General features: G+C 38.0%; 19 protein-coding genes. 12 read left to right on the forward strand and 7 right to left on the reverse strand.

The genetic code is table 11. The annotated features are described in order from the left end of the window. Positions 1-252, forward strand: a 252-nt coding sequence (locus XM47_RS11690) for a hypothetical protein (RefSeq protein ID WP_172656527.1), incomplete at its 5' end; no start/stop codon positions are given. Positions 253-657: 405 nt separating this feature from the next. Here the strand turns inward: XM47_RS11690 and asnS are convergent. Then, positions 658-2,052 (reverse strand): asparagine--tRNA ligase, encoded by a 1,395-nt coding sequence (asnS, locus tag XM47_RS11695; protein WP_048692691.1) that lies wholly within the window; start codon positions 2,050-2,052, stop codon positions 658-660. A gap of 179 nt (positions 2,053-2,231) precedes the next feature. On the opposite strand from asnS, the gene XM47_RS11700 reads away from it, so the two are divergent. Continuing rightward, complete coding sequence (locus XM47_RS11700; RefSeq protein WP_048692693.1) at positions 2,232-2,606, forward strand: hypothetical protein; 375 nt, start codon at positions 2,232-2,234, stop codon at positions 2,604-2,606. A 117-nt stretch (positions 2,607-2,723) separates the two neighbouring features. Beyond that, a complete protein-coding gene (locus tag XM47_RS11705; protein WP_048692695.1) occupies positions 2,724-3,362 on the forward strand; it encodes an RpiB/LacA/LacB family sugar-phosphate isomerase in 639 nt (212 codons plus the stop codon). 54 nt (positions 3,363-3,416) lie between these two features. Here XM47_RS11705 and XM47_RS11710 read toward each other — a convergent pair whose 3' ends face one another. The 6 genes from XM47_RS11710 to rpsT form a co-directional block, all read right to left on the reverse strand. Next, the gene (locus tag XM47_RS11710; protein ID WP_048692698.1) at positions 3,417-4,205 is read right to left on the reverse strand and encodes a phosphotransferase; all 789 of its coding nucleotides are present in this window, start codon (positions 4,203-4,205) and stop codon (positions 3,417-3,419) included. Position 4,206: 1 nt separating this feature from the next. Continuing rightward, positions 4,207-4,779, reverse strand: a complete 573-nt coding sequence (pnuC, locus tag XM47_RS11715) for a nicotinamide riboside transporter PnuC (RefSeq protein WP_048692700.1) — start codon at positions 4,777-4,779, stop codon at positions 4,207-4,209. A gap of 7 nt (positions 4,780-4,786) precedes the next feature. Beyond that, positions 4,787-5,047 (reverse strand): YkoF family thiamine/hydroxymethylpyrimidine-binding protein, encoded by a 261-nt coding sequence (locus tag XM47_RS11720; protein WP_048692701.1) that lies wholly within the window; start codon positions 5,045-5,047, stop codon positions 4,787-4,789. Positions 5,048-5,112: 65 nt separating this feature from the next. Then, positions 5,113-7,206 carry a TonB-dependent receptor gene (locus XM47_RS11725; RefSeq protein ID WP_048692702.1) on the reverse strand — a complete coding sequence of 698 codons (2,094 nt, stop codon included), beginning with the start codon at positions 7,204-7,206 and terminating at the stop codon, positions 5,113-5,115. Positions 7,207-7,439: 233 nt separating this feature from the next. Continuing rightward, positions 7,440-7,898 carry a globin family protein gene (locus XM47_RS11730; RefSeq protein WP_048692705.1) on the reverse strand — a complete coding sequence of 153 codons (459 nt, stop codon included), beginning with the start codon at positions 7,896-7,898 and terminating at the stop codon, positions 7,440-7,442. Positions 7,899-8,096: 198 nt separating this feature from the next. Next, on the reverse strand, positions 8,097-8,357 hold the full coding sequence (gene rpsT, locus XM47_RS11735) for a 30S ribosomal protein S20 (protein WP_048692707.1): 261 nt from the start codon (positions 8,355-8,357) through the stop codon (positions 8,097-8,099). Positions 8,358-8,648: 291 nt separating this feature from the next. Here rpsT and murJ point away from each other — a divergent pair, with 291 nt between their 5' ends. From murJ to XM47_RS11780, 9 genes are all read left to right on the forward strand, one after another. Then, on the forward strand, positions 8,649-10,211 hold the full coding sequence (murJ, locus tag XM47_RS11740) for a murein biosynthesis integral membrane protein MurJ (RefSeq protein WP_048692709.1): 1,563 nt from the start codon (positions 8,649-8,651) through the stop codon (positions 10,209-10,211). A gap of 115 nt (positions 10,212-10,326) precedes the next feature. Further along, a complete protein-coding gene (gene ribF / locus XM47_RS11745) occupies positions 10,327-11,253 on the forward strand; it encodes a bifunctional riboflavin kinase/FAD synthetase (RefSeq protein WP_048692710.1) in 927 nt (308 codons plus the stop codon). A 37-nt stretch (positions 11,254-11,290) separates the two neighbouring features. After that, complete coding sequence (ileS, locus tag XM47_RS11750) at positions 11,291-14,101, forward strand: isoleucine--tRNA ligase (protein WP_048692712.1); 2,811 nt, start codon at positions 11,291-11,293, stop codon at positions 14,099-14,101. A 20-nt stretch (positions 14,102-14,121) separates the two neighbouring features. Beyond that, a complete protein-coding gene (lspA, locus tag XM47_RS11755) occupies positions 14,122-14,643 on the forward strand; it encodes a signal peptidase II (protein WP_048692714.1) in 522 nt (173 codons plus the stop codon). A 1-nt stretch (position 14,644) separates the two neighbouring features. Next, the gene (gene fkpB / locus XM47_RS11760) at positions 14,645-15,079 is read left to right on the forward strand and encodes an FKBP-type peptidyl-prolyl cis-trans isomerase (protein ID WP_048692716.1); all 435 of its coding nucleotides are present in this window, start codon (positions 14,645-14,647) and stop codon (positions 15,077-15,079) included. Positions 15,080-15,099: 20 nt separating this feature from the next. Next, on the forward strand, positions 15,100-16,029 hold the full coding sequence (gene ispH / locus XM47_RS11765) for a 4-hydroxy-3-methylbut-2-enyl diphosphate reductase (RefSeq protein ID WP_048692717.1): 930 nt from the start codon (positions 15,100-15,102) through the stop codon (positions 16,027-16,029). A gap of 334 nt (positions 16,030-16,363) precedes the next feature. Then, positions 16,364-16,909: a type IV pilus modification protein PilV gene (gene pilV, locus XM47_RS11770; protein WP_048692718.1), complete on the forward strand. Its 546-nt coding sequence runs from the start codon at positions 16,364-16,366 to the stop codon at positions 16,907-16,909. 10 nt (positions 16,910-16,919) lie between these two features. Next, positions 16,920-17,981, forward strand: a complete 1,062-nt coding sequence (locus XM47_RS11775) for a PilW family protein (protein ID WP_245623462.1) — start codon at positions 16,920-16,922, stop codon at positions 17,979-17,981. Continuing rightward, positions 17,969-18,454 carry a pilus assembly PilX family protein gene (locus XM47_RS11780; protein WP_048692721.1) on the forward strand — a complete coding sequence of 162 codons (486 nt, stop codon included), beginning with the start codon at positions 17,969-17,971 and terminating at the stop codon, positions 18,452-18,454. The genes XM47_RS11775 and XM47_RS11780 overlap by 13 nt, the downstream gene beginning before the upstream one ends. The last annotated feature ends 14 nt before the right edge of the window (positions 18,455-18,468 follow it).

The following is an 18,468-nucleotide window of genomic DNA, read 5'->3' on the forward strand; positions in this document are numbered from 1 at the left end:
GCTGAAGAGCAAGTGATTAAAATGGAAATTTTAACTGGTATTGAAAGCCCTAGCGATTGTCTTGATAAGCGTATGACATTACAAGTTCAAATGTTGTCGAATAAGTTAAATGAAGGTGAAGAGCTTACGCTTGATAGCTTACTTAAGCAGTGGCTTAATGCGACTCAGCTAGATAACTCAACTCTGGCGAAGGCACAATTTGATAGAGTAAAAGCTGCAACATTGGCGAGCTTATCGGCAGAAAGTAAGTAGCATCGCAATTAGAAGTTTAAATACTTACCTGAGAAATAGACTTGGGTAGGTTGCTTAATTCGTTTAATCGTTAGAGCTAAATCAATATAAATAGCGATAGTCAGCTGGAGATAAAAGCCATTTAGGCAAGGCAAGTTGGCACAGGCATAGTGGTTCTATGCCAAGCCGACTTAACGCAGAATAAATGGCTTTTAGCCCAGCCTTTCAGGAACCTCACAGACAGCCCACTTCTGTGTTGTATCATTTTGAAAGGTGCCTACATTCCTGCAATGATACGCCTTGAATTGAACTGTCTGTGATGGCTCTGATACTCGCAATTTATATTGACTTAGCTCTAAATCAATTATTAGATAAAAAAATGCCGCTATATTTAGCGGCATTTTTATTTGTTGAGCTAAGAAAAATTTAGAAGTTAGCTGATTTAGCTGCTCTTGGGAAAGCGATAACGTCACGAACGTTTGCCACGCCTGTAACATAAGAAACTAAGCGCTCAAATCCTAAGCCAAAACCACCATGTGGGACAGAGCCATAACGACGTAAATCTCTATACCAGTAATAGTCTTCTGGATTTAAGCCAGATTCAATCATACGCGCGTCTAAGATATCTAATCTATCTTCACGTTGACTACCACCTATAATCTCACCTATACCAGGCGCTAAAACATCCATAGCGGCAACGGTTTTATTGTCGTCATTCATACGCATATAGAAAGATTTAATTTCTTTTGGATAGTTTTGCAAGATAACTGGACCACCTACGTGCTCTTCAGCTAGATATCTTTCGTGTTCTGAAGATAAATCGACTCCCCACTCAACAGGAAATTCGAATTTCTTACCACAATTTTTCAATATCTCAATTGCGTCTGTGTAATCCATGCGAACAAAACTTGTTTCAGATAAAGTTTCTAAGCGTTGGATTAATCCTTTTTGTACACGTTGATCGAAAAATTCTAAATCGTCTTTACGCTCATTTAGTACTGCTTTAAATACGTACTTAAGCATGTCCTCAGCACACTGAGCAACAGTTGCTAAATCAGCAAATGCAATCTCAGGCTCTACCATCCAAAACTCTGCTAAATGGCGACTTGTGTTTGAGTTTTCCGCGCGGAAAGTTGGACCGAAAGTATAAACTTTAGACAGTGCACAACAGTATGTTTCAACGTTTAATTGGCCAGAAACAGTTAAGAAAGCTTCTTTACCGAAAAAGTCTTGGCTAAAATCAGTTTTACCTTCATCCGTTAATGGTGGGTTGACTGAATCTAGTGTTGATACGCGGAACATTTCACCAGCGCCTTCACAATCACTTGCAGTGATTATCGGTGTTGCTATCCATTGGAAGCCGTCTTCATTGAAGAATCTATGAATCGCTTGCGCAAGTGTATTTCTGACACGTGTTACAGCACCAATTAAATTTGTACGTGGGCGTAAATGCGCATGTTCTCTTAAATATTCTACAGAGTGGCGTTTTGGAGCCATAGGGTAAGTGTCTGGGTCTTCAACTAAACCTATGATTTCAATAGAGTCAGCCTGTATTTCAAAAGATTGGCCTTTACCTTGAGATTCAACAATTTTACCTGTAACGCTAAGTGAACAACTGGTTGTTAACTTCATAATTTCAGCGTAATTGCTTAAATTTTTATCTGCTACAATTTGAATAGGATCAAAACATGAACCATCATGTAAATTAATAAATGAAAAATTAGGATTAGCACGTACAGTGCGGATCCAACCTTTTACTGTGATTATTGATTCAACTGGGTATTTACCCGCTAACACATCACTTATTGAGCTGTGACTCATGTTTGATTTGCTCCGGCAATTAGTTATATTGGTTATTTATAGCCAAGCTATTTTTGATTGCACAATCGAAAAATTGACGCAATAACCTTGGATATTTTTAAAGCGGATATGTTACCGATTGAAATAGGATTAACAAGCTTAAAAATGAAATTTAGCCTAGATTCACTAAGATTTTTACAATGAAAGTAGCAGATAAACGTAAAGGACCAGATTGGGTAATCAAAACACTCTGGATTTTAACTGTTTTAGCTTGGCTTGGCTTTATTCTGTCATTATTTTCATATCACTTTGCTCGGCCCGAATTAGTGCCTGGCTATGCTGAATATATACAAACAACCCAAGAGTATAGAACTGAGTGGCTCAAAGACTGGACTGCCATTTTAACCTATCAACTTATCTTTTCTGCAATTGTGAGTTTGTTAGCGATTATCGTCAATTCACGAAGGCTTAAACGTAAAACTGATAAATTCCATTTTAACCTAGTCTTGCTTGCATTGGCCTCTGTATCTGCCTTTAGTTATATTTGGGTTGAAGTTTTACCTTTATTAGCTTGAGACCAAAAACTAATGGCTTAAGATTGATATGGCAGCTAATTTATGTACAATTGACACCGGTGGCAAGGTGGTGAGTGATACCATTTTGAAGAATGAAATTTAAATAAGGGTAAATCCATGAAAATCGCATTAATGAACGAGTTTAGCCAAGCGGCTAAAAACGCGACAGTCTTAAAAGAACTGCAAGCTGTAGCTCAAGAACAAGGTCATGATGTGTTTAATGTTGGTATGAGTGATGATAATGATCACAGATTAACTTATATTCACTTAGGTATAATTGCGAGTTTATTATTAAATTCAAAAGCGGTTGATTTTGTCGTGAGTGGTTGCGGTACTGGGCAGGGGGCTTTAATGTCTTTAAATGCATACCCAGGCGTTACTTGTGGCTATTGTATCGATCCTGCAGATGCGTTTTTATTTGCACAAATTAATAATGGTAATGCTTTAGCACTGCCATTTGCGAAGGGCTTTGGCTGGGGTGCAGAATTAAACATTCGATATATTTTTGAGAAAGCTTTTACGGGCGAAAAAGGCCAAGGTTATCCACCTGAGCGTAAAGAATCTCAAGTCGAAAATGCGGGCATTCTAAGCCAAGTGAAATCTGCGGTCGCGAAAGACTTTTTAGCAGGTTTAAAATCTTTAGATCCTGAGTTAGTCAAAACTGCTGTTGGTGGTGAAAGGTTCCAAGCATGCTTTTTTGAAAACTGCCAAGATGAAGCTATCGCTGAATTTGTCAGAAGTGTGATCGACGCTTAATTTAAAGTTAAAGAAAACGTTAGTTTAGATAAGCTAACGTTTTATTTAAAACTGCTAGTCGCTTTCGCTAAGGTGCCATAACTTGTTGATTTCAGTAAACACAATTTGATAATCAGTTATTTTATCTATAGAGATTCGCTTGTTCGCCATTGCTGCTTGATACTTTTCAATTAAGCTTTGTTGTTGCGCTAGAGTCAATTGATTGATGACAATTGAGCTGGCTAAATCGTATTCTACTTCTGCTAACCTAGCATATTCCCAATCAATTATTTTGTTTTCACTGCCTAGTAATAGGTTTTGAAATGACATATCACCGTGACAAAGACAATTGAGCTGACTGTTTTCGTCCAGTTTTTTACAGAGTTGAATTAAATTTTTGTAGTCTGCAGTTGACCGCTGCGCTCTTGCTATGAGTAGAGACGACTCGTGAGTTAAATCTTGTTTTGTTAATTTAGTGTGCGGTTGTAATGCTTGCTGGTGTAATCGAGCTAAGCAGGTGGCAACTTGCTGTATTTTGTCATCCATTGCTAAGTTAGAGCTTGCAAGATCGCCCGCCACTTCAAAGCGCTGAATGAGTAGGTTTAATGTTTGGCTGTAAAAAAATGTCAGAGGCGATAAATTTACACTTTCTGCCCATTGCCTAACTTGTTGCTCGTTTTGAATGGCCTGTTTATCTAATCTGCTGAGATTAAATTTTTTAACGAAGAATAACCCAGTTTGGGTTTTTACTTTAAAGCAGTTGTTAGTTAAACCTGAGGTTAAAACCTTGATAGAGTGAACTGAGCCGACTTTCTCTTCAATCCACTTGATATCTTCAGCGCTGATTTGTGTTGGCTTAATCATTCTATTGCTTAAGGTAGGTTTGTCGCCATTGCCAATAACCCCAGATTGCAATCAGGGTGTAACCAATAAATAGGTAGCTTGTGGTGTCGAGCGATTTAGAGGTATATAGATAGACTGAAATAGCATCTATCACTATCCAATATAACCAGTTTTCTAAAACTCTCTGTGCAACTAGATAGGTTGCAAACACAGCAAAAACAGTCGTTAAAGTATCTAAATAAGCAAAATCTGCCTGAGTATAATTCGCCATGATAAACCCTAGCGTCAGTGTTAATAAGCCTAGGGTGGTTATCCAGATAAGGTGTTGTTTCTTACTCCAACTTTTTATTTGGATTTGAGCTTGGTTTTGGCTCTGGCTTTTTTGCCAGTTAAACCAGCCGTAGATGGCCATAGCGATATAGTAAACTTGTAGCCCACTGTCCATTAAGAGGTTTACATCGAAGAATAACCAAGTATAAATCGCAGTTGAAACCAGTGCAGCTGGCCAGCACCAAATGTTCCCCTTAGCGGCAAGTAATACATATATTAGACTAAGCAGTGCTGCTAGGTTTTCTAAAGTTACAATAGCGTCCATGCTCTAATTATTCTTCAACACTGGATCTATCACCTGGAACGTATTTGCAGACAAAAATTGCAGTGCCAGTTTGTTCGTAGGTTGCTTTAATTTCTTTTTGCAGACATGCCATTACGTCGTCATATTCTCCAAACACTTGGCTACTCATGCCGTTTGTGACTATGTGAATGTTTGAGTATTCGCGAATGCGTTTTATAAAAGCCCAAATTAAGTCTTCGAACTGAGTTTCGGCAAGCGGGTATAAACTGATTTCAACAGACAGTTGCATTGTTTCGCCTTATTAGGTGAACCGCTAACTTAGCTGTTTAAGCTAGCGGTAAAGTTGTAAGAGAATTAAAAGCTATATTCAGCTGTTACACCAAATACGCGAGGCTCACCGTATTGAACCCAAGACTGTTCTGGATATTCAGTTCTCGGGTCGTTAGGGAATGAAAAACCTTGCGTGTAGGTATCTTGATCAAATAAGTTTCTACCCCAAACTTTAACTGTTAGTGCGTCGAACTCTATATTTAATGAAGCATTGACTAAGTTTTTACTGAGCGACATGGTATCGTGATCATCAGAGAATCTAAATTCATCTTTTCTATCTAACTCTAGATTTAACCAAAGTTGATCTGTAATACTTAAGTTTAGCCCTAGGTTTAAAGTATAAGTTGGTGTTTGTGAAAACTCGCCCGCTTCAATTGCAGCAAAGTCACCTTCAGCAGGTAGATTTTCAAATTCAGCGACTAGATAACCAAGGTTTAAGTACATCTCTAATGCGTTGGTTGCAAACCAGTTAGTTTCTAACTCCAAGCCTTTAGAAAAGCCAGTTTCTGCATTGGTTGTATAAGGGATAAAAGTGGATGAATTGTCTTCATTAGTAATAACTTTATTTCTGGTGATTTGAGCCGCCTCTCTATCCATATAAAATGCTGCTAATCTGACGAATAAGCTTTCGTTTTGATATTTTAAACCTGTTTCGTAATTCCATAAAAACTCTGGTTCAAAAGTTCTTTCTTGTTGTGTTAGGTTAGCATCTAAACTAACACCACCTGTCATATAACCGCGGCTAACCAGTCCATAAGCATACAAATCTTGAGTGAGTTTGTAGCCCAATGAAACTTTACCGCCTAGCATATTATAATCTGGTGAGGCAGTGATCTTGTTAGAGTCAGCAAATGTCATTTGGTGCTGCTCATATCTGAAACCGACACTTAAATCGAAATTAGCTGAAAGCTGGCTATTAGTTTGTACAAATAAAGCTTGTTTTTCATTTTCAAAGTTAGAATCAAAGTAGGTGTAAGACGGTGTTTCTGTGTCTATATCAAATTTGGTATACCTGTGATTTAACTCATCTTCTGATTTTTGATAATAGGCGCCAATAACCCAGCTAGTTGTATCGTTAAAAATCAAACCGGCTTCTTCAGACATAAATCTAAATTCGCCAGTGTAATTAGATTTATCTCTTAAATTTTGTTCGTATTGACTGTATTCCCATCCTGGCGCTATGCCGATATATGACCAGTCGATATCAAACTCGTAAGCGATTTCACTTTCTGCATAGGTGAAAATAGATTGGAACGACGCTGAATCAGATAACTTGATCTTTAAATTAGAGCTGATGGCATTACTTTTTTGTGCATCACGACCTGGCTGGTCAGAGTAAGTTACCCGAGTATTATCTAAACTGAAAGCATCGTAGCTATTATCAATATTGATATGATACAGGTTTAAATCCCAGACAAAGTCTGCTGACGGGCTAAACCTGAGGGTTCCTTTTAAACTCAGTTCATCTCTATTATTGGTGTCTTCTGCTTTTAGATAATCATTTCGGATAAAACCATCATTTTTAAATTGATGAGCTGATACACGATAGCTGAGGTCTTTGGTGAGCCCATTAGAATAAGCTAAACCGATTTCTTTGGTATTGTAATTACCAACACCTAGCTTTAATTTTCCTGATGCTGTGTTAGTTGGCGCATTAGACTTTAAGTAAATTAAACCAGCAAGCGCGTTTGCGCCAAATCGAGTGCCCTGTGGCCCTCTAAAAACTTCCACTTGGTTAACGTCAAATAAGGTTGCACCAGATGCCATCACACTAAAATCAATGTCATCTATATATAAACCTACTGGATAATTAACAGGTGCAAAGTATTCGCCTTGAGCACCTAAACCTCGGATTTGAAAAAATCTTGCGCGAGAAGTACCGCCTGCAAAATTTAGATTAGCCGCACTTGTTAATATTTCTTCTAGATGCGTTGCTGATTTTCTGTCGATTGCTTCACTACCTATTATACCGATAGAAGCGGGGGTAGATTTTAAGTTTAGAGTTTTAAATTCACCTTTTACTTCTATTACCTCAATATTTTGAGTATCTTCGGCAAAAGCTGGAAAATGTAAGCTAGATAAAATTGCGCTGGTTAAAACGGCTTTGTTGAATTTCATGCGTATCTCTAAATTATACGCTGAGTTGAGAAGAGCATCCTTATCCATCCCTCATCAGCATTATCTAATGGGTAAAGGGTATTATCTCAGCCATTTACACTAAATTGTAAAAGCACCCCTTGGAATTTTCGCGAACTATACCACATAGGCGCTAGTCAGACGAGTAAATCAAATTATTGGCTTGGATATCTCTATTTTTGAAGGTACCAAGCTATTCATTTCTGGACCTTGAGTTAGTGATTATAACTTTTATGATTTTTGTAAGTATTGGGATTGAAGTTTGGATAGGCCGCAGAGCGCATAACATCAAAAACAACTTTTAACAGACTCGTCCATGCCTGCTTTAATTCAGGGGTAAAAGCAGAACCTAATCCTTGCTTTAGAGTATAAATTAGAGCATTGCCAACCGGTGTATAATCATCAACTTTGACCCCATAATCTAAGTGTTTTATAGCCAATTTTTCAAGTACAGGCACTAAAGCATTTAAGTCTCGCAAAGCACCAACAGCAACGCCTAAGGTTTGCATTAACTTTTTGCCTTGTTCATTTAAGTTAGTTTTAAATAATCTTCTTAATTCGGGGTCATATTCAAATAACTTATTATAAAAAATGTTAGCGGCTTGGTCCGCGATTGGAGCTACCTGACTAAAGCTTGCTTGAATTAATTTTATTTGTTCGTTCGACAAACTCATATTATCTATCCTTAGCGATTCATTTTGATTAAGAAGGTACTTGAATAAATAATAGACCTAATTGAAAAACTTGCAGTAGAAGATATCGAGGAAATGGAGTTGACAGGTTTTGTTAGCTGAAATTTAGATATAAAAAAACCAGAACTAGGTTCTGGTTTTTAGTTAATTAGATAAACTAATTAGTGCTTAGATATTTTATTAAAGCGCTTTAATTTGAGCAGCTAAACGGCTCTTATGACGAGCAGCTTTATTCTTGTGGATTAAACCACGAGAAGCAAAACGATCTAAAATTGGTTGTACAGTAGTGAAAGCTGCTTGAGCTTCTTCTTTTTTACCTTCAGCAATAGCTGAAACTACTTTTTTCAAATATGTGCGCATCATTGAGCGGCGGCTTGCATTGTGCTGACGACTCTTCTCAGATTGAACCGCACGTTTTTTAGCAGACTTGATGTTAGCCAAAACTAAACTCCTAAAATTCGATGATCAGGGAGACCTGGTATAAAGGCGCGAGAATATGCCTTTAATCAGGTCAAATGTCAATTATTTTCGTTTAAAAAATAAACTTAAATTAGCTTCTTTTAAATATCGCCTGATTTACTTTACTTTTACTTGGAATAAAAATTCAAATTTAAAATTAAGTTCAAACAACAAGCATTTTAAAATAAAGCGAAACAGGTATACTCGCTGGCGCATATTTTACTGATTTTTTAGGTACTGCATATATCTAATTGCAGATTTTAGGAAAAAATTTTGGCTAAAGGTTTAATTCGTTCTGGTTTATGGTTCAGCGCCATGACTTTAGTATCACGTATCTTGGGTTTAGTGCGTGATGTGGTTATTGCAAATATTTTAGGGGCTACTGCAGCAGCAGACGTCTTTTTACTCGCAAATAAAATACCTAATTTTTTACGCCGTTTGTTTGCGGAAGGTGCATTTGCGCAAGCTTTTGTCCCCGTTTTAGTTGAATATAAAGAAGGGAAATCAATAGACGAGACTAAGTTATTGATTGCTAAGGTTGCGGGTACTCTGGGAACTTTAGTCTTTATTACAACCATATTGGGTGTGATAGGTTCACCTCTTGTTATTGCATTATTTGGCACCGGCTGGTTTTTAGATTGGTTATACGATGGTAACGGGGCGGGCGCAGATAAATACTTATTAGCCAGCAGTATGCTAAAAATCACCTTTCCTTATTTATTCTTTGTTGCTTTAACCGCGTTAGCTGGTGCGATTTTAAATACTTGGGGAAAATTTGGCGCGGCGGCTTTCACTCCCGTGTTGTTAAATATATCAATGATAAGTCTTGCCGTTTTTGGCGCGGATCACTTTTCTGAGCCAGCTTATGCATTAGCTTGGGGGGTCTTTTTTGGCGGATTTTTACAATTGTTTTTTCAAATCCCTTTTTTGAAAAAAGCAGGCGTTATTGTAAAACCTCAGTGGGGCTGGAATGATGCAGGGGTTAAGAAAATTAGATTGCTGATGATCCCAGCTTTATTTGGAGTGTCAGTGAGCCAAATTAATCTATTATTTGACACTGTATTAGCGAGCTTTCTGCAAACGGGTTCTATTAGTTGGCTTTATTACGCTGACCGATTGCTTGAGTTCCCGTTAGGTTTGTTTGGTATTGCGATAGCCACCGTTATTCTACCTCAGCTGTCGAAAGACCATGTTAAATCTAGCCCTGAGTCTTTTCAAAATACGATGAGTTGGGGCGTACTCATGGTTGTATTGTTGGGGTTACCATCTAGCATTGGCTTAATTCTACTTGCTGAACCTATGTTGATGGTTTTATTTATGCGGGGTGAATTCACCGCTTTAGACGCAGCTCAAAGTCAATCAAGTTTAATTGCCTATGCGAGTGGTTTATTATTTTTTATGCTAATCAAGGTATTGGCATCTGGCTTCTTTTCTCGTCAGGACACTAAAACCCCAGTTAAAATAGGTATTCAAGCTATGGTTGCCAATATGGTATTTAACTTAGCTTTAATTTTTCCTTTACAGCATGCGGGTTTAGCACTTGCGACTACCTTATCCGCATTAATGAATGCGAGTTTACTCTATTATCATTTAAATAAATTAGGTGTATTTGTAATTACACTTGAGTTACGTAACTTACTAATTAGAATTGTGCTAGCCGTTATAGCCATGAGCGCTTGTTTATATGTGTTAATTCCTAGCAGTGCCGATTGGTTGTCCTTTAGTCAGTTAGAGCGCATTTCTTATTTAACTATTTATATAGGCCTTGGCGGCGGCATTTATTTGCTCTCTTTATTTATGATTGGATTTAGACCAAGGCATATAAAAGCTAAATAAGCAGAAGCTTGTTAAGAAGCGAGATGATGAAAGTTGATTTTGATGCTTGCTAAACTCGCATTAACAGGCCTTTTGGGTATATAATCCACGAGTTTTTTAGATTAGACGGTTAAGCATGCAGTTAATCCGAGGCATTCATAATATAAAACCAGAACATTCTGGTTGTGTATTAACAATTGGCAATTTTGATGGTGTACATAAAGGTCACCTATCAGTTTTGGCGCAATTGAAAAAAAAAGCTGAACAGTTAGCATTACCAGCAGTTGTGATGACATTTGAACCGCAACCTGTTGAAGTATTAGCGCCTGAATTTGCTCCGGCGAGGCTGAGCCGTTGGCGCGATAAATACCAGCTATTGTCTAATCATGTTGAAAGAATGCTATGCGTTCGATTTAATCCTGAATTTGCTCAATTAACGGCGGACCAATTTATTGGCGAGCTATTAGTTGAGAAACTAGGAATTAAACATATTGTCGTAGGTGATGATTTTAGGTTTGGAAAAGGTCGCATTGGAGACTTTGAAAAACTTAAGCAAGCGGGCAAAGTCTTTGGTTTTACCGTTGAAGATACCCAAACCTGTGAACTAGAAGGCAAGCGTGTCAGCAGTACAGAAATTCGTAAAGCTATTGCAGGTAATAATTTTGAATTAGCTGAACAGTTATTAGGTCGTGAATTTAGTGTTAGTGGGACTGTTGTCCATGGCGAAAAGCGCGGTCGAACCATAGGCTTTCCGACTGCAAATGTGTTATTACATAGGAAAGTGTCACCTGTATCTGGTGTATATGCAGTTCAAATTCAATTTCAAGATCAAGTATTTAATGGCGTTGCCAATGTTGGTTCAAGACCGACTGTTAATGGGCAGCGCCAACAGTTAGAAGTACACATTTTTAATTTTACTGGAGATTTATACCAGCAAAGAGTAAATGTGTTGTTTAAAAGCAAAATCAGATCAGAACACAAGTTTGCATCATTTGATGCTTTAAAGAACCAAATAAAACTAGATGTTATTGCTGCGCAAGATGTTTTAAATTGTGCGCAATGAAATATACAACCTGAGTTGTTAGGAATAGATTAATCTAATGAGTGATTACAAACATACTTTAAATTTACCGCAAACTGACTTCGCGATGCGCGGAGACTTAGCAAAACGTGAACCAAAAATGTTAGCTGCATGGCAACAAAAAGGTTTGTATAAAGCAATTAGAGCTGCACGTTCTGGTCGAGACCAATTTATTGTGCATGATGGCCCTCCTTATGCCAATGGTAATATTCACTTAGGTCATGCGGTAAATAAAGTACTGAAAGATGTGATTATTAAAGCGAAAACTTTGTCTGGCTTTGACTCTCCTTATGTACCAGGTTGGGACTGTCATGGTTTACCAATTGAATTACAAGTTGAGAAAAAAGTTGGTAAGCCAGGTCGTAAAGTGACAGCTGCTGAATTTAGAGAAAAATGCCGAGCTTATGCAACTAAACAAGTTGATGGCCAAAAAGCGGACTTTATTCGTTTAGGTGTATTAGGTGAATGGGAAAATCCATATTTAACTATGGATTACAAATTTGAAGCTAATATCATTCGCTCGTTAGGTAAAATCGTTAAAAACGGCCACCTAGAAAAAGGCTTTAAACCGGTTCATTGGTGTACAGATTGTGGCTCTGCTTTAGCTGAAGCTGAAGTTGAATATCAAGATAAAAAATCACCAGCAATCGACGTTAGATTTAAACTCGCTGACTCTATTATAGAAAAGTTCTCTACTACTGAGAATCAAGGTGAAGGCGATATCTCTATTGTTATCTGGACGACAACGCCTTGGACTTTACCTGCAAACCGAGCGGTTGCTGTTCATCCTGAATTGGAATACAGCTTAGTACAAGCGGGCAGTGAAAGATTAGTATTAGGTACAGACCTAGTTGCATCTGCAATGCAAAGATACGGCATCGAAAGCTATGAAATCTTAGGCCACTGTAAAGGTAGTGACTTAGAATTAAGCCAAGCGCAACATCCATTTTATGATTTTACTGTACCTGTGATTTTAGGTGATCATGTTACAACTGAATCAGGTACAGGTTGTGTACATACTGCGCCAGGCCATGGTCAAGACGATTTCGTGGTTGGTAAGCAATACGATTTAGAAGTGGCAAATCCAGTAGGCCCTAATGGGGTTTATTTAGAAGGCACAGAGGTGTTTGCTGGCCAGCACGTGTTTAAAGCTAATCCGAATGTAGTTACTTTACTTGAAGAAAAAGGTTCTTTACTACTACATAAAGAATACGAGCACAGCTACCCGCATTGTTGGAGACACAAGACTCCGATTATTTTCCGCGCGACGCCTCAGTGGTTTGTTGCTATGGATAAAGCTGGATTACGTCAAGATTCAATTGAAGCGATTAAACAAACTAAATGGATTCCAGCTTGGGGTGAAGGCCGAATCCATAACATGGTTGAAGGTCGTCCAGATTGGTGTATTTCACGCCAACGTACTTGGGGTGTGCCGATCGCTTTATTAGTTCATAAAGAAACCGGTGAGCTACATCCAAATACACTTGAGTTAATCGAGAGCGTTGCAACTCAAGTTGAAGAAAAAGGCATTCAAGCTTGGTTCGATCTAACCGCTGAAGATTTAGTCGGTGAAGATGCTCAAACTTACGTTAAAGTACCAGATACCTTAGACGTATGGTTTGACTCTGGTGTAACTCATGCTTGTGTTATTGATGCTCGTGCAGAAACTTTTGGTAAATCAGCTGATTTATATCTTGAAGGTTCAGATCAACACAGAGGCTGGTTCATGTCATCTATGATGACTGGCATAGCGATGAAAGGCGAAGCACCGTACAAAGAAGTATTAACGCATGGTTTTACTGTTGATAAAGATGGTCGCAAGATGTCTAAATCAATTGGTAATACGGTTAGCCCGCAAGAAATAATTAATAAATTTGGTGCTGATATTTTACGTTTGTGGATAGCATCGACTAACTACACTGTTGATATCACAGTATCTGATGAAGTATTCAAGCGTTCTGCGGATGCTTACCGTCGTATTCGAAATACAGCTCGTTTCTTATTATCAAACTTAAATGGTTTTGATCCTAAGACAGATATGGTTGCGCCTGAAGATATGGTTGAGTTAGATCGCTGGGCTGTGGCTAAAGCAAATCAAATTCAACAAGAAATTATTGAAGCTTACGACGAATATCAATTATTAGTGGTTGTGCAAAAATTAATGCATTTCTGTTCAATTGATATGGGTAGCTTCTATTTAGACGTGATTAAAGATCGTCAATACACAGCGAAATCTGATGGTTTAGCTAGACGTTCATGTCAAACCGCACTTTATTTAATCGCAGAAGCACTAACTCGCTGGATGGCGCCAATTATGAGTTTTACTGCTCAAGAAATTTGGCAATCATTACCGGGTGAAAGAGAAGAATTTGTTTTTGCTCAAGAATGGTATCAAGGTTTAGCGCCATTGGCTGAAAACTCAGAATTTAATGATGAGTTTTGGTCTCAGGTTATGTCGGTAAAAGATGAAGTAAACCGTGTTATTGAAGCAGCTCGTCGTGAAGAGTTAGTAGGCGCTAGTTTAGCTGCTGAGGTAACTTTATATGTTAAACCTGAGTTACAAGCTGTTCTATCTAAACTTTCAGATGAATTAAGATTTGTTCTCATTACATCTAAAGCTGCCATTGCCGAATTTGAGCAAGCACCTGCAGATGCTAGAGAAACTGAAATTTCAGCATTAAAAGTACAGATAGAAAAATCAGCTGGCGAGAAGTGTGATAGATGTTGGCACCACAGAGAAGAGGTGGGCACAATTGAAGCTCACCCTACAATTTGTTCTCGTTGTGTTACTAATATTGAAGGCGAAGGCGAAGCTCGCCAATTCGCTTAGTACTTAATATAGGAAAGTTAATGAGCCAATTTAAAAACACTGGCATAGCTTGGATTTGGATTGCGATTTTAGTTTTTATCTTTGATCAGGTAACAAAAATCGCAGTTTTACAAAATTTTGCTTTGTATGAAAGTGTCAAAATTACAGACTTTTTTAATCTGATCTATGTTCAAAATTTTGGTGCAGCATTTAGTTTTCTAGCAGATCATAATGGTTGGCAACGCTGGTTTTTTACAGCGATTGCAATTTTTGCTGTTGGCTTAATTAGCTATTGGTTAACTAAAACTGAAAAAAATAAATTGTTATTGTGTATTGGCTTTAACTTAATTTTGGGTGGTGCGTTAGGAAACTTATATGACAGAGTTGCTTATGGCTTTGTTGTTGATTTTCTTGATTTTACGATCCCTCTATATGGCCGTTGGCCTGCATTTAATATTGCAGACATGGGGATAGTAATTGGTGCTGGCTTGATTTTATTGGATTCTTTTAAAAATCCAGAAAATGCCGAACAAGATAAAAAAGAACAAACAGCAGGAAAGTAAGATGACGACACAAATTAAAGCTGGCAGTGAAGTGGTGATGCACTTTTCGATCAAACTAGAAGACGGCACAGCGGCAGAAAGTACAAAAGTTGCAAATAAGCCTGCCAAGTTTGTTATGGGTGATGGTTCATTAACTAAAAGTTTTGAAGATTGCTTACTAGGATTAACAGAAGGCCAACAACAAAGTTTCAAGCTTGCGCCTGAAGATGCTTTTGGTTTATCTAATCCGGATAATATTTATCATTTAGATCGCAGTAAATTTTCGTCGGATACTCCGGCGGAAGAGGGATCTATTGTTGCTTTTGCTCAGCCAGATGGTTCTGAGCTACCAGGCATTATCCGAAGTGTAGCTGGGGATTCAGTTACGGTTGATTTTAATCATCCTTTAGCTGGTTTAACTGTTGAGTTTGATGTTGAAATCCTGTCTGTAAATTAGTCGCTTAAAAAGAGTTTATTATGCAAATTGAATTAGCAAACCCACGTGGCTTTTGTGCTGGTGTAGACAGAGCAATTAGTATTGTTGAAAGAGCACTAGAGATATTCGAAAAGCCGATTTATGTCAGACATGAAGTTGTACACAATAAATACGTTGTAGATGGCTTACGTGAACGTGGTGCAGTTTTTGTTGATGAGCTTAATGAGATCCCAGACGATAGCATAGTGATTTTTAGTGCTCATGGGGTTTCACAGGCTGTGCGCAAAGAAGCAAAAGATAGAGGTTTGAAAATATTTGATGCAACTTGTCCTTTAGTCACTAAAGTACATATGGAAGTGACACGTGCCAGTCGAAAGGGGATCGAGTGTATCCTAATTGGTCATCATGGTCATCCTGAAGTAGAAGGGACTATGGGCCAGTATTCTAATGATGATGCCGGTATTTATTTGGTTGAGAATGTTGAAGACGTTAGCAAATTAGAAGTGAAAAATGCTTCAAATTTATATTATTGCTCACAAACGACCTTATCTGTTGATGATACTTCTGACATCATAGATGCTTTACGCGCTAAGTTTCCTGAAATTAATGGTCCACGTAAAGACGACATTTGTTATGCAACGCAAAATCGTCAAGATGCAGTTAGAACCCTAGCTCAACAAAATGATGTAGTTTTTGTGGTTGGCGCAAAAAACAGCTCGAATTCAAACCGTTTAAGAGAATTAGCTGAAAAAGTAGGCTGTAAAGCGTTTTTGATTGATACAGCAGAAGACATTGAATCTGACTGGCTATTAAATGCTAAATCAGTGGGTGTAACAGCAGGCGCTTCTGCACCTGAGGTATTGGTTCAGCAAGTCATTGATAAATTGAAGAATTACGGCGGTGTTTCGGTAAACGAAAACCAAGGTATCGAAGAAAATGTAGTTTTTTCTTTACCAATTGAACTGAGATAACGGTACTAATTCTCAAAAGTTTAATTAACATTTCGCACTCTCTCATTTCTTGACTATAGTTAACTGTGGTTTTAAAAATTATTTAGGAATGAGAGATTGTGTTGTACTCATTTTTCAGCAAACTTAATTTATTAAGTTTACATTCATTTTATGGCGAATTTAAATTCGCTCTGATCTACAAGCTTTTTATTAAAAAGTGCTTTTTGCATAAAGCCTTTAATAAAATCAGGCTTGCACCTTCATTATCAACACATTTCAATTTATATTCTAATTTAATCAATATTCCCTTAAATGCGAACAGCACTCTTTTAGTTACTAATTAAGGATAGTCAGTATGAGGTGTAAAAACTCAGGTTTTTCATTTGTTGAATTGATGATAGCTATGGCTGTGATGGCGATTGGTATTGTTGGCGCTGTTGCAACACAGGCGACAGCCAAAAAAAATGGCATTGATGCAACGCAAAGATCACTAGCGCTTTATATGGCCAATGATATTTTAGAAAAAATGCGTTTAAATAAAACCTTATTGGAATCATACCAAGGCTCAAGTTATGGCACTGCTTCTTTTTCAACAGAGTCGGAAGCTAATTGCTCCATGGCTAATGTATGCAGTGCAGAAGATATGGTGACTTACGACACAGTACAGTGGCACTGGATGCTAAAAGGTGCCAGCGTACTTGATGGTGAAAATCGAGTGGGAGGGCTTATCAAGCCAACGGGTTGTATCGATCATACTAATGGTTATGTCACTGTAGTTGTTAGTTGGTTGGGCCGTAAAGAAAGTATTGACGGTGCATTAAACGCGACTGAATTTGAAGAAAGCTGTGGTACAGGTAGTAATAAACGCCGCCAAGTTACTTTAGCTGCACATATTTATTAATTGGGTAAAAATGATGAGACATAAAATTAAATTTATCCATCCTAGCTATCAAGGCAATAAGGGCTTTTCACTGACAGAAATGCTGGTCAGTATGACAGTGGGCATGCTTGTGTTTGCTGGTGTTATAGGTTTACTTGTAGCGTCAAATGAAACGGTAAGTGACACAGTGCAACGAGGTGAAATGCAAGAAAATGGTCGATTAGCGCTTACTTTAGTCTCTCAAGACATTATGTTGGCAGGTTATTACGGTCAATTTACCGGTATGGATATTCACGAAGCTTCAAGTGCAGATACTGAAATTGTAAAACTGAACCAAGTTAATGGTAACAAGGTTGCAGTGGAAGGGACTGATTGTGTTGGCGACGGAGAAAACAACGGCACTTTTTTTGTTGAGAATAGCGATTTCTTTTTCCGTCATATATGGAGTACGCACACAGAAAGCAGCAGTATTTTTAATTGTATCTCTAGTGCCATTTCGAATACGGATGTTTTACAAATCAAGCGGGTACTTGGTGATGAGATATCAGCAGGAGAAGAATTAGACACTCGATATTATCTTATTTCAACGGATAACCAAGCCGTGTTTTACGCTGGCTCAGATGCCACACCAGTTGTAAACAATGGTGTGATATCTGAATACCAGCATCATATTTACTATATTGAAAATGAGTCTAGAGGCAGTGTTTCTGTGCCTATTTTAAAGCGTAAGTACTTATACAAAACCGAAAATTCAACTGGAAATCAGGCCAAGTTAAAAGCACAAACTTTAGTTGAAGGTATAGAGCGTATGGGCTTTTTATTCGGTATTGACTCTGATAGTGACGGGACAGTTAATTATTATGCTAAAGCAGAGGAATTAACTCGCGAGCATTGGGAGAATGATGGCAGTGAAATATTAGCGATTAAAGCCTATATTTTAGTGCGGGCATTGGAGCCGGATAACAAGATAACCAATACTAAGGTTTATGACATGGGCAGTTATTTATATACGGTGAATGATAACTACCGTCGGATGTTGTTTATTAATACAGTTAAAATTATTAATGCGGGTAAAGAAGTATGGCGCAGTTAAAACAAATAAAAAATAGCCAAAACCAACAAAAAGGCGCCGCGCTTGCAGTTGCCTTAGTGTTGATGACTGTATTAACGACCTTAGCCGTTACTTTGCTTTATAACACTTCGCTAGATACAAAAATGGCGAATGCGGCTGTGCTTAAAAAATCATCTTTGAATGCGGCGATTGGTGGCTCAGATGAATTTGTTGATAAAGCTCACCAAAACGATGAAATATTTGGGGGGGTAAATCCATTAACTAATAATACGGATGTCGATGAAGTTGCTTTAGGTGGCAGTGTGATTGCCGAAGCCGATTCTTTAACTGAGCGGCCAACGACGTGCCCACATTTTAGCCGAAGTGATGCGAATGATGCTTATATTCAATGCAATCGATTTGTCATTGAGGTTGAACATGCCTTTGGCAAAAATGGCAAAGGAAGTACTCAAATTGAAACCGCTATTGCGAGTCAAATTCAAGTTAACAATTAATTAGGAAGTTCATG

Source organism: Catenovulum maritimum (genome assembly GCF_001050375.1).
GTDB lineage: Bacteria > Pseudomonadota > Gammaproteobacteria > Enterobacterales > Alteromonadaceae > Catenovulum > Catenovulum maritimum.

What these genes read in the sequence shown, in the direction of transcription:
- asnS (WP_048692691.1), bottom strand. Translation starts at nt 2,052, where the DNA reads ATGAGTCACAGCTCAATAAGTGATGTGTTAGCGGGTAAATACCCAGTT.
- XM47_RS11700 (WP_048692693.1), top strand. Translation starts at nt 2,232, where the DNA reads ATGAAAGTAGCAGATAAACGTAAAGGACCAGATTGGGTAATCAAAACA.
- XM47_RS11705 (WP_048692695.1), top strand. Translation starts at nt 2,724, where the DNA reads ATGAAAATCGCATTAATGAACGAGTTTAGCCAAGCGGCTAAAAACGCG.
- XM47_RS11710 (WP_048692698.1), bottom strand. Translation starts at nt 4,205, where the DNA reads ATGATTAAGCCAACACAAATCAGCGCTGAAGATATCAAGTGGATTGAA.
- pnuC (WP_048692700.1), bottom strand. Translation starts at nt 4,779, where the DNA reads ATGGACGCTATTGTAACTTTAGAAAACCTAGCAGCACTGCTTAGTCTA.
- XM47_RS11720 (WP_048692701.1), bottom strand. Translation starts at nt 5,047, where the DNA reads ATGCAACTGTCTGTTGAAATCAGTTTATACCCGCTTGCCGAAACTCAG.
- XM47_RS11725 (WP_048692702.1), bottom strand. Translation starts at nt 7,206, where the DNA reads ATGAAATTCAACAAAGCCGTTTTAACCAGCGCAATTTTATCTAGCTTA.
- XM47_RS11730 (WP_048692705.1), bottom strand. Translation starts at nt 7,898, where the DNA reads ATGAGTTTGTCGAACGAACAAATAAAATTAATTCAAGCAAGCTTTAGT.
- ribF (WP_048692710.1), top strand. Translation starts at nt 10,327, where the DNA reads ATGCAGTTAATCCGAGGCATTCATAATATAAAACCAGAACATTCTGGT.
- ileS (WP_048692712.1), top strand. Translation starts at nt 11,291, where the DNA reads ATGAGTGATTACAAACATACTTTAAATTTACCGCAAACTGACTTCGCG.
- lspA (WP_048692714.1), top strand. Translation starts at nt 14,122, where the DNA reads ATGAGCCAATTTAAAAACACTGGCATAGCTTGGATTTGGATTGCGATT.
- fkpB (WP_048692716.1), top strand. Translation starts at nt 14,645, where the DNA reads ATGACGACACAAATTAAAGCTGGCAGTGAAGTGGTGATGCACTTTTCG.
- ispH (WP_048692717.1), top strand. Translation starts at nt 15,100, where the DNA reads ATGCAAATTGAATTAGCAAACCCACGTGGCTTTTGTGCTGGTGTAGAC.
- pilV (WP_048692718.1), top strand. Translation starts at nt 16,364, where the DNA reads ATGAGGTGTAAAAACTCAGGTTTTTCATTTGTTGAATTGATGATAGCT.
- XM47_RS11775 (WP_245623462.1), top strand. Translation starts at nt 16,920, where the DNA reads ATGATGAGACATAAAATTAAATTTATCCATCCTAGCTATCAAGGCAAT.
- XM47_RS11780 (WP_048692721.1), top strand. Translation starts at nt 17,969, where the DNA reads ATGGCGCAGTTAAAACAAATAAAAAATAGCCAAAACCAACAAAAAGGC.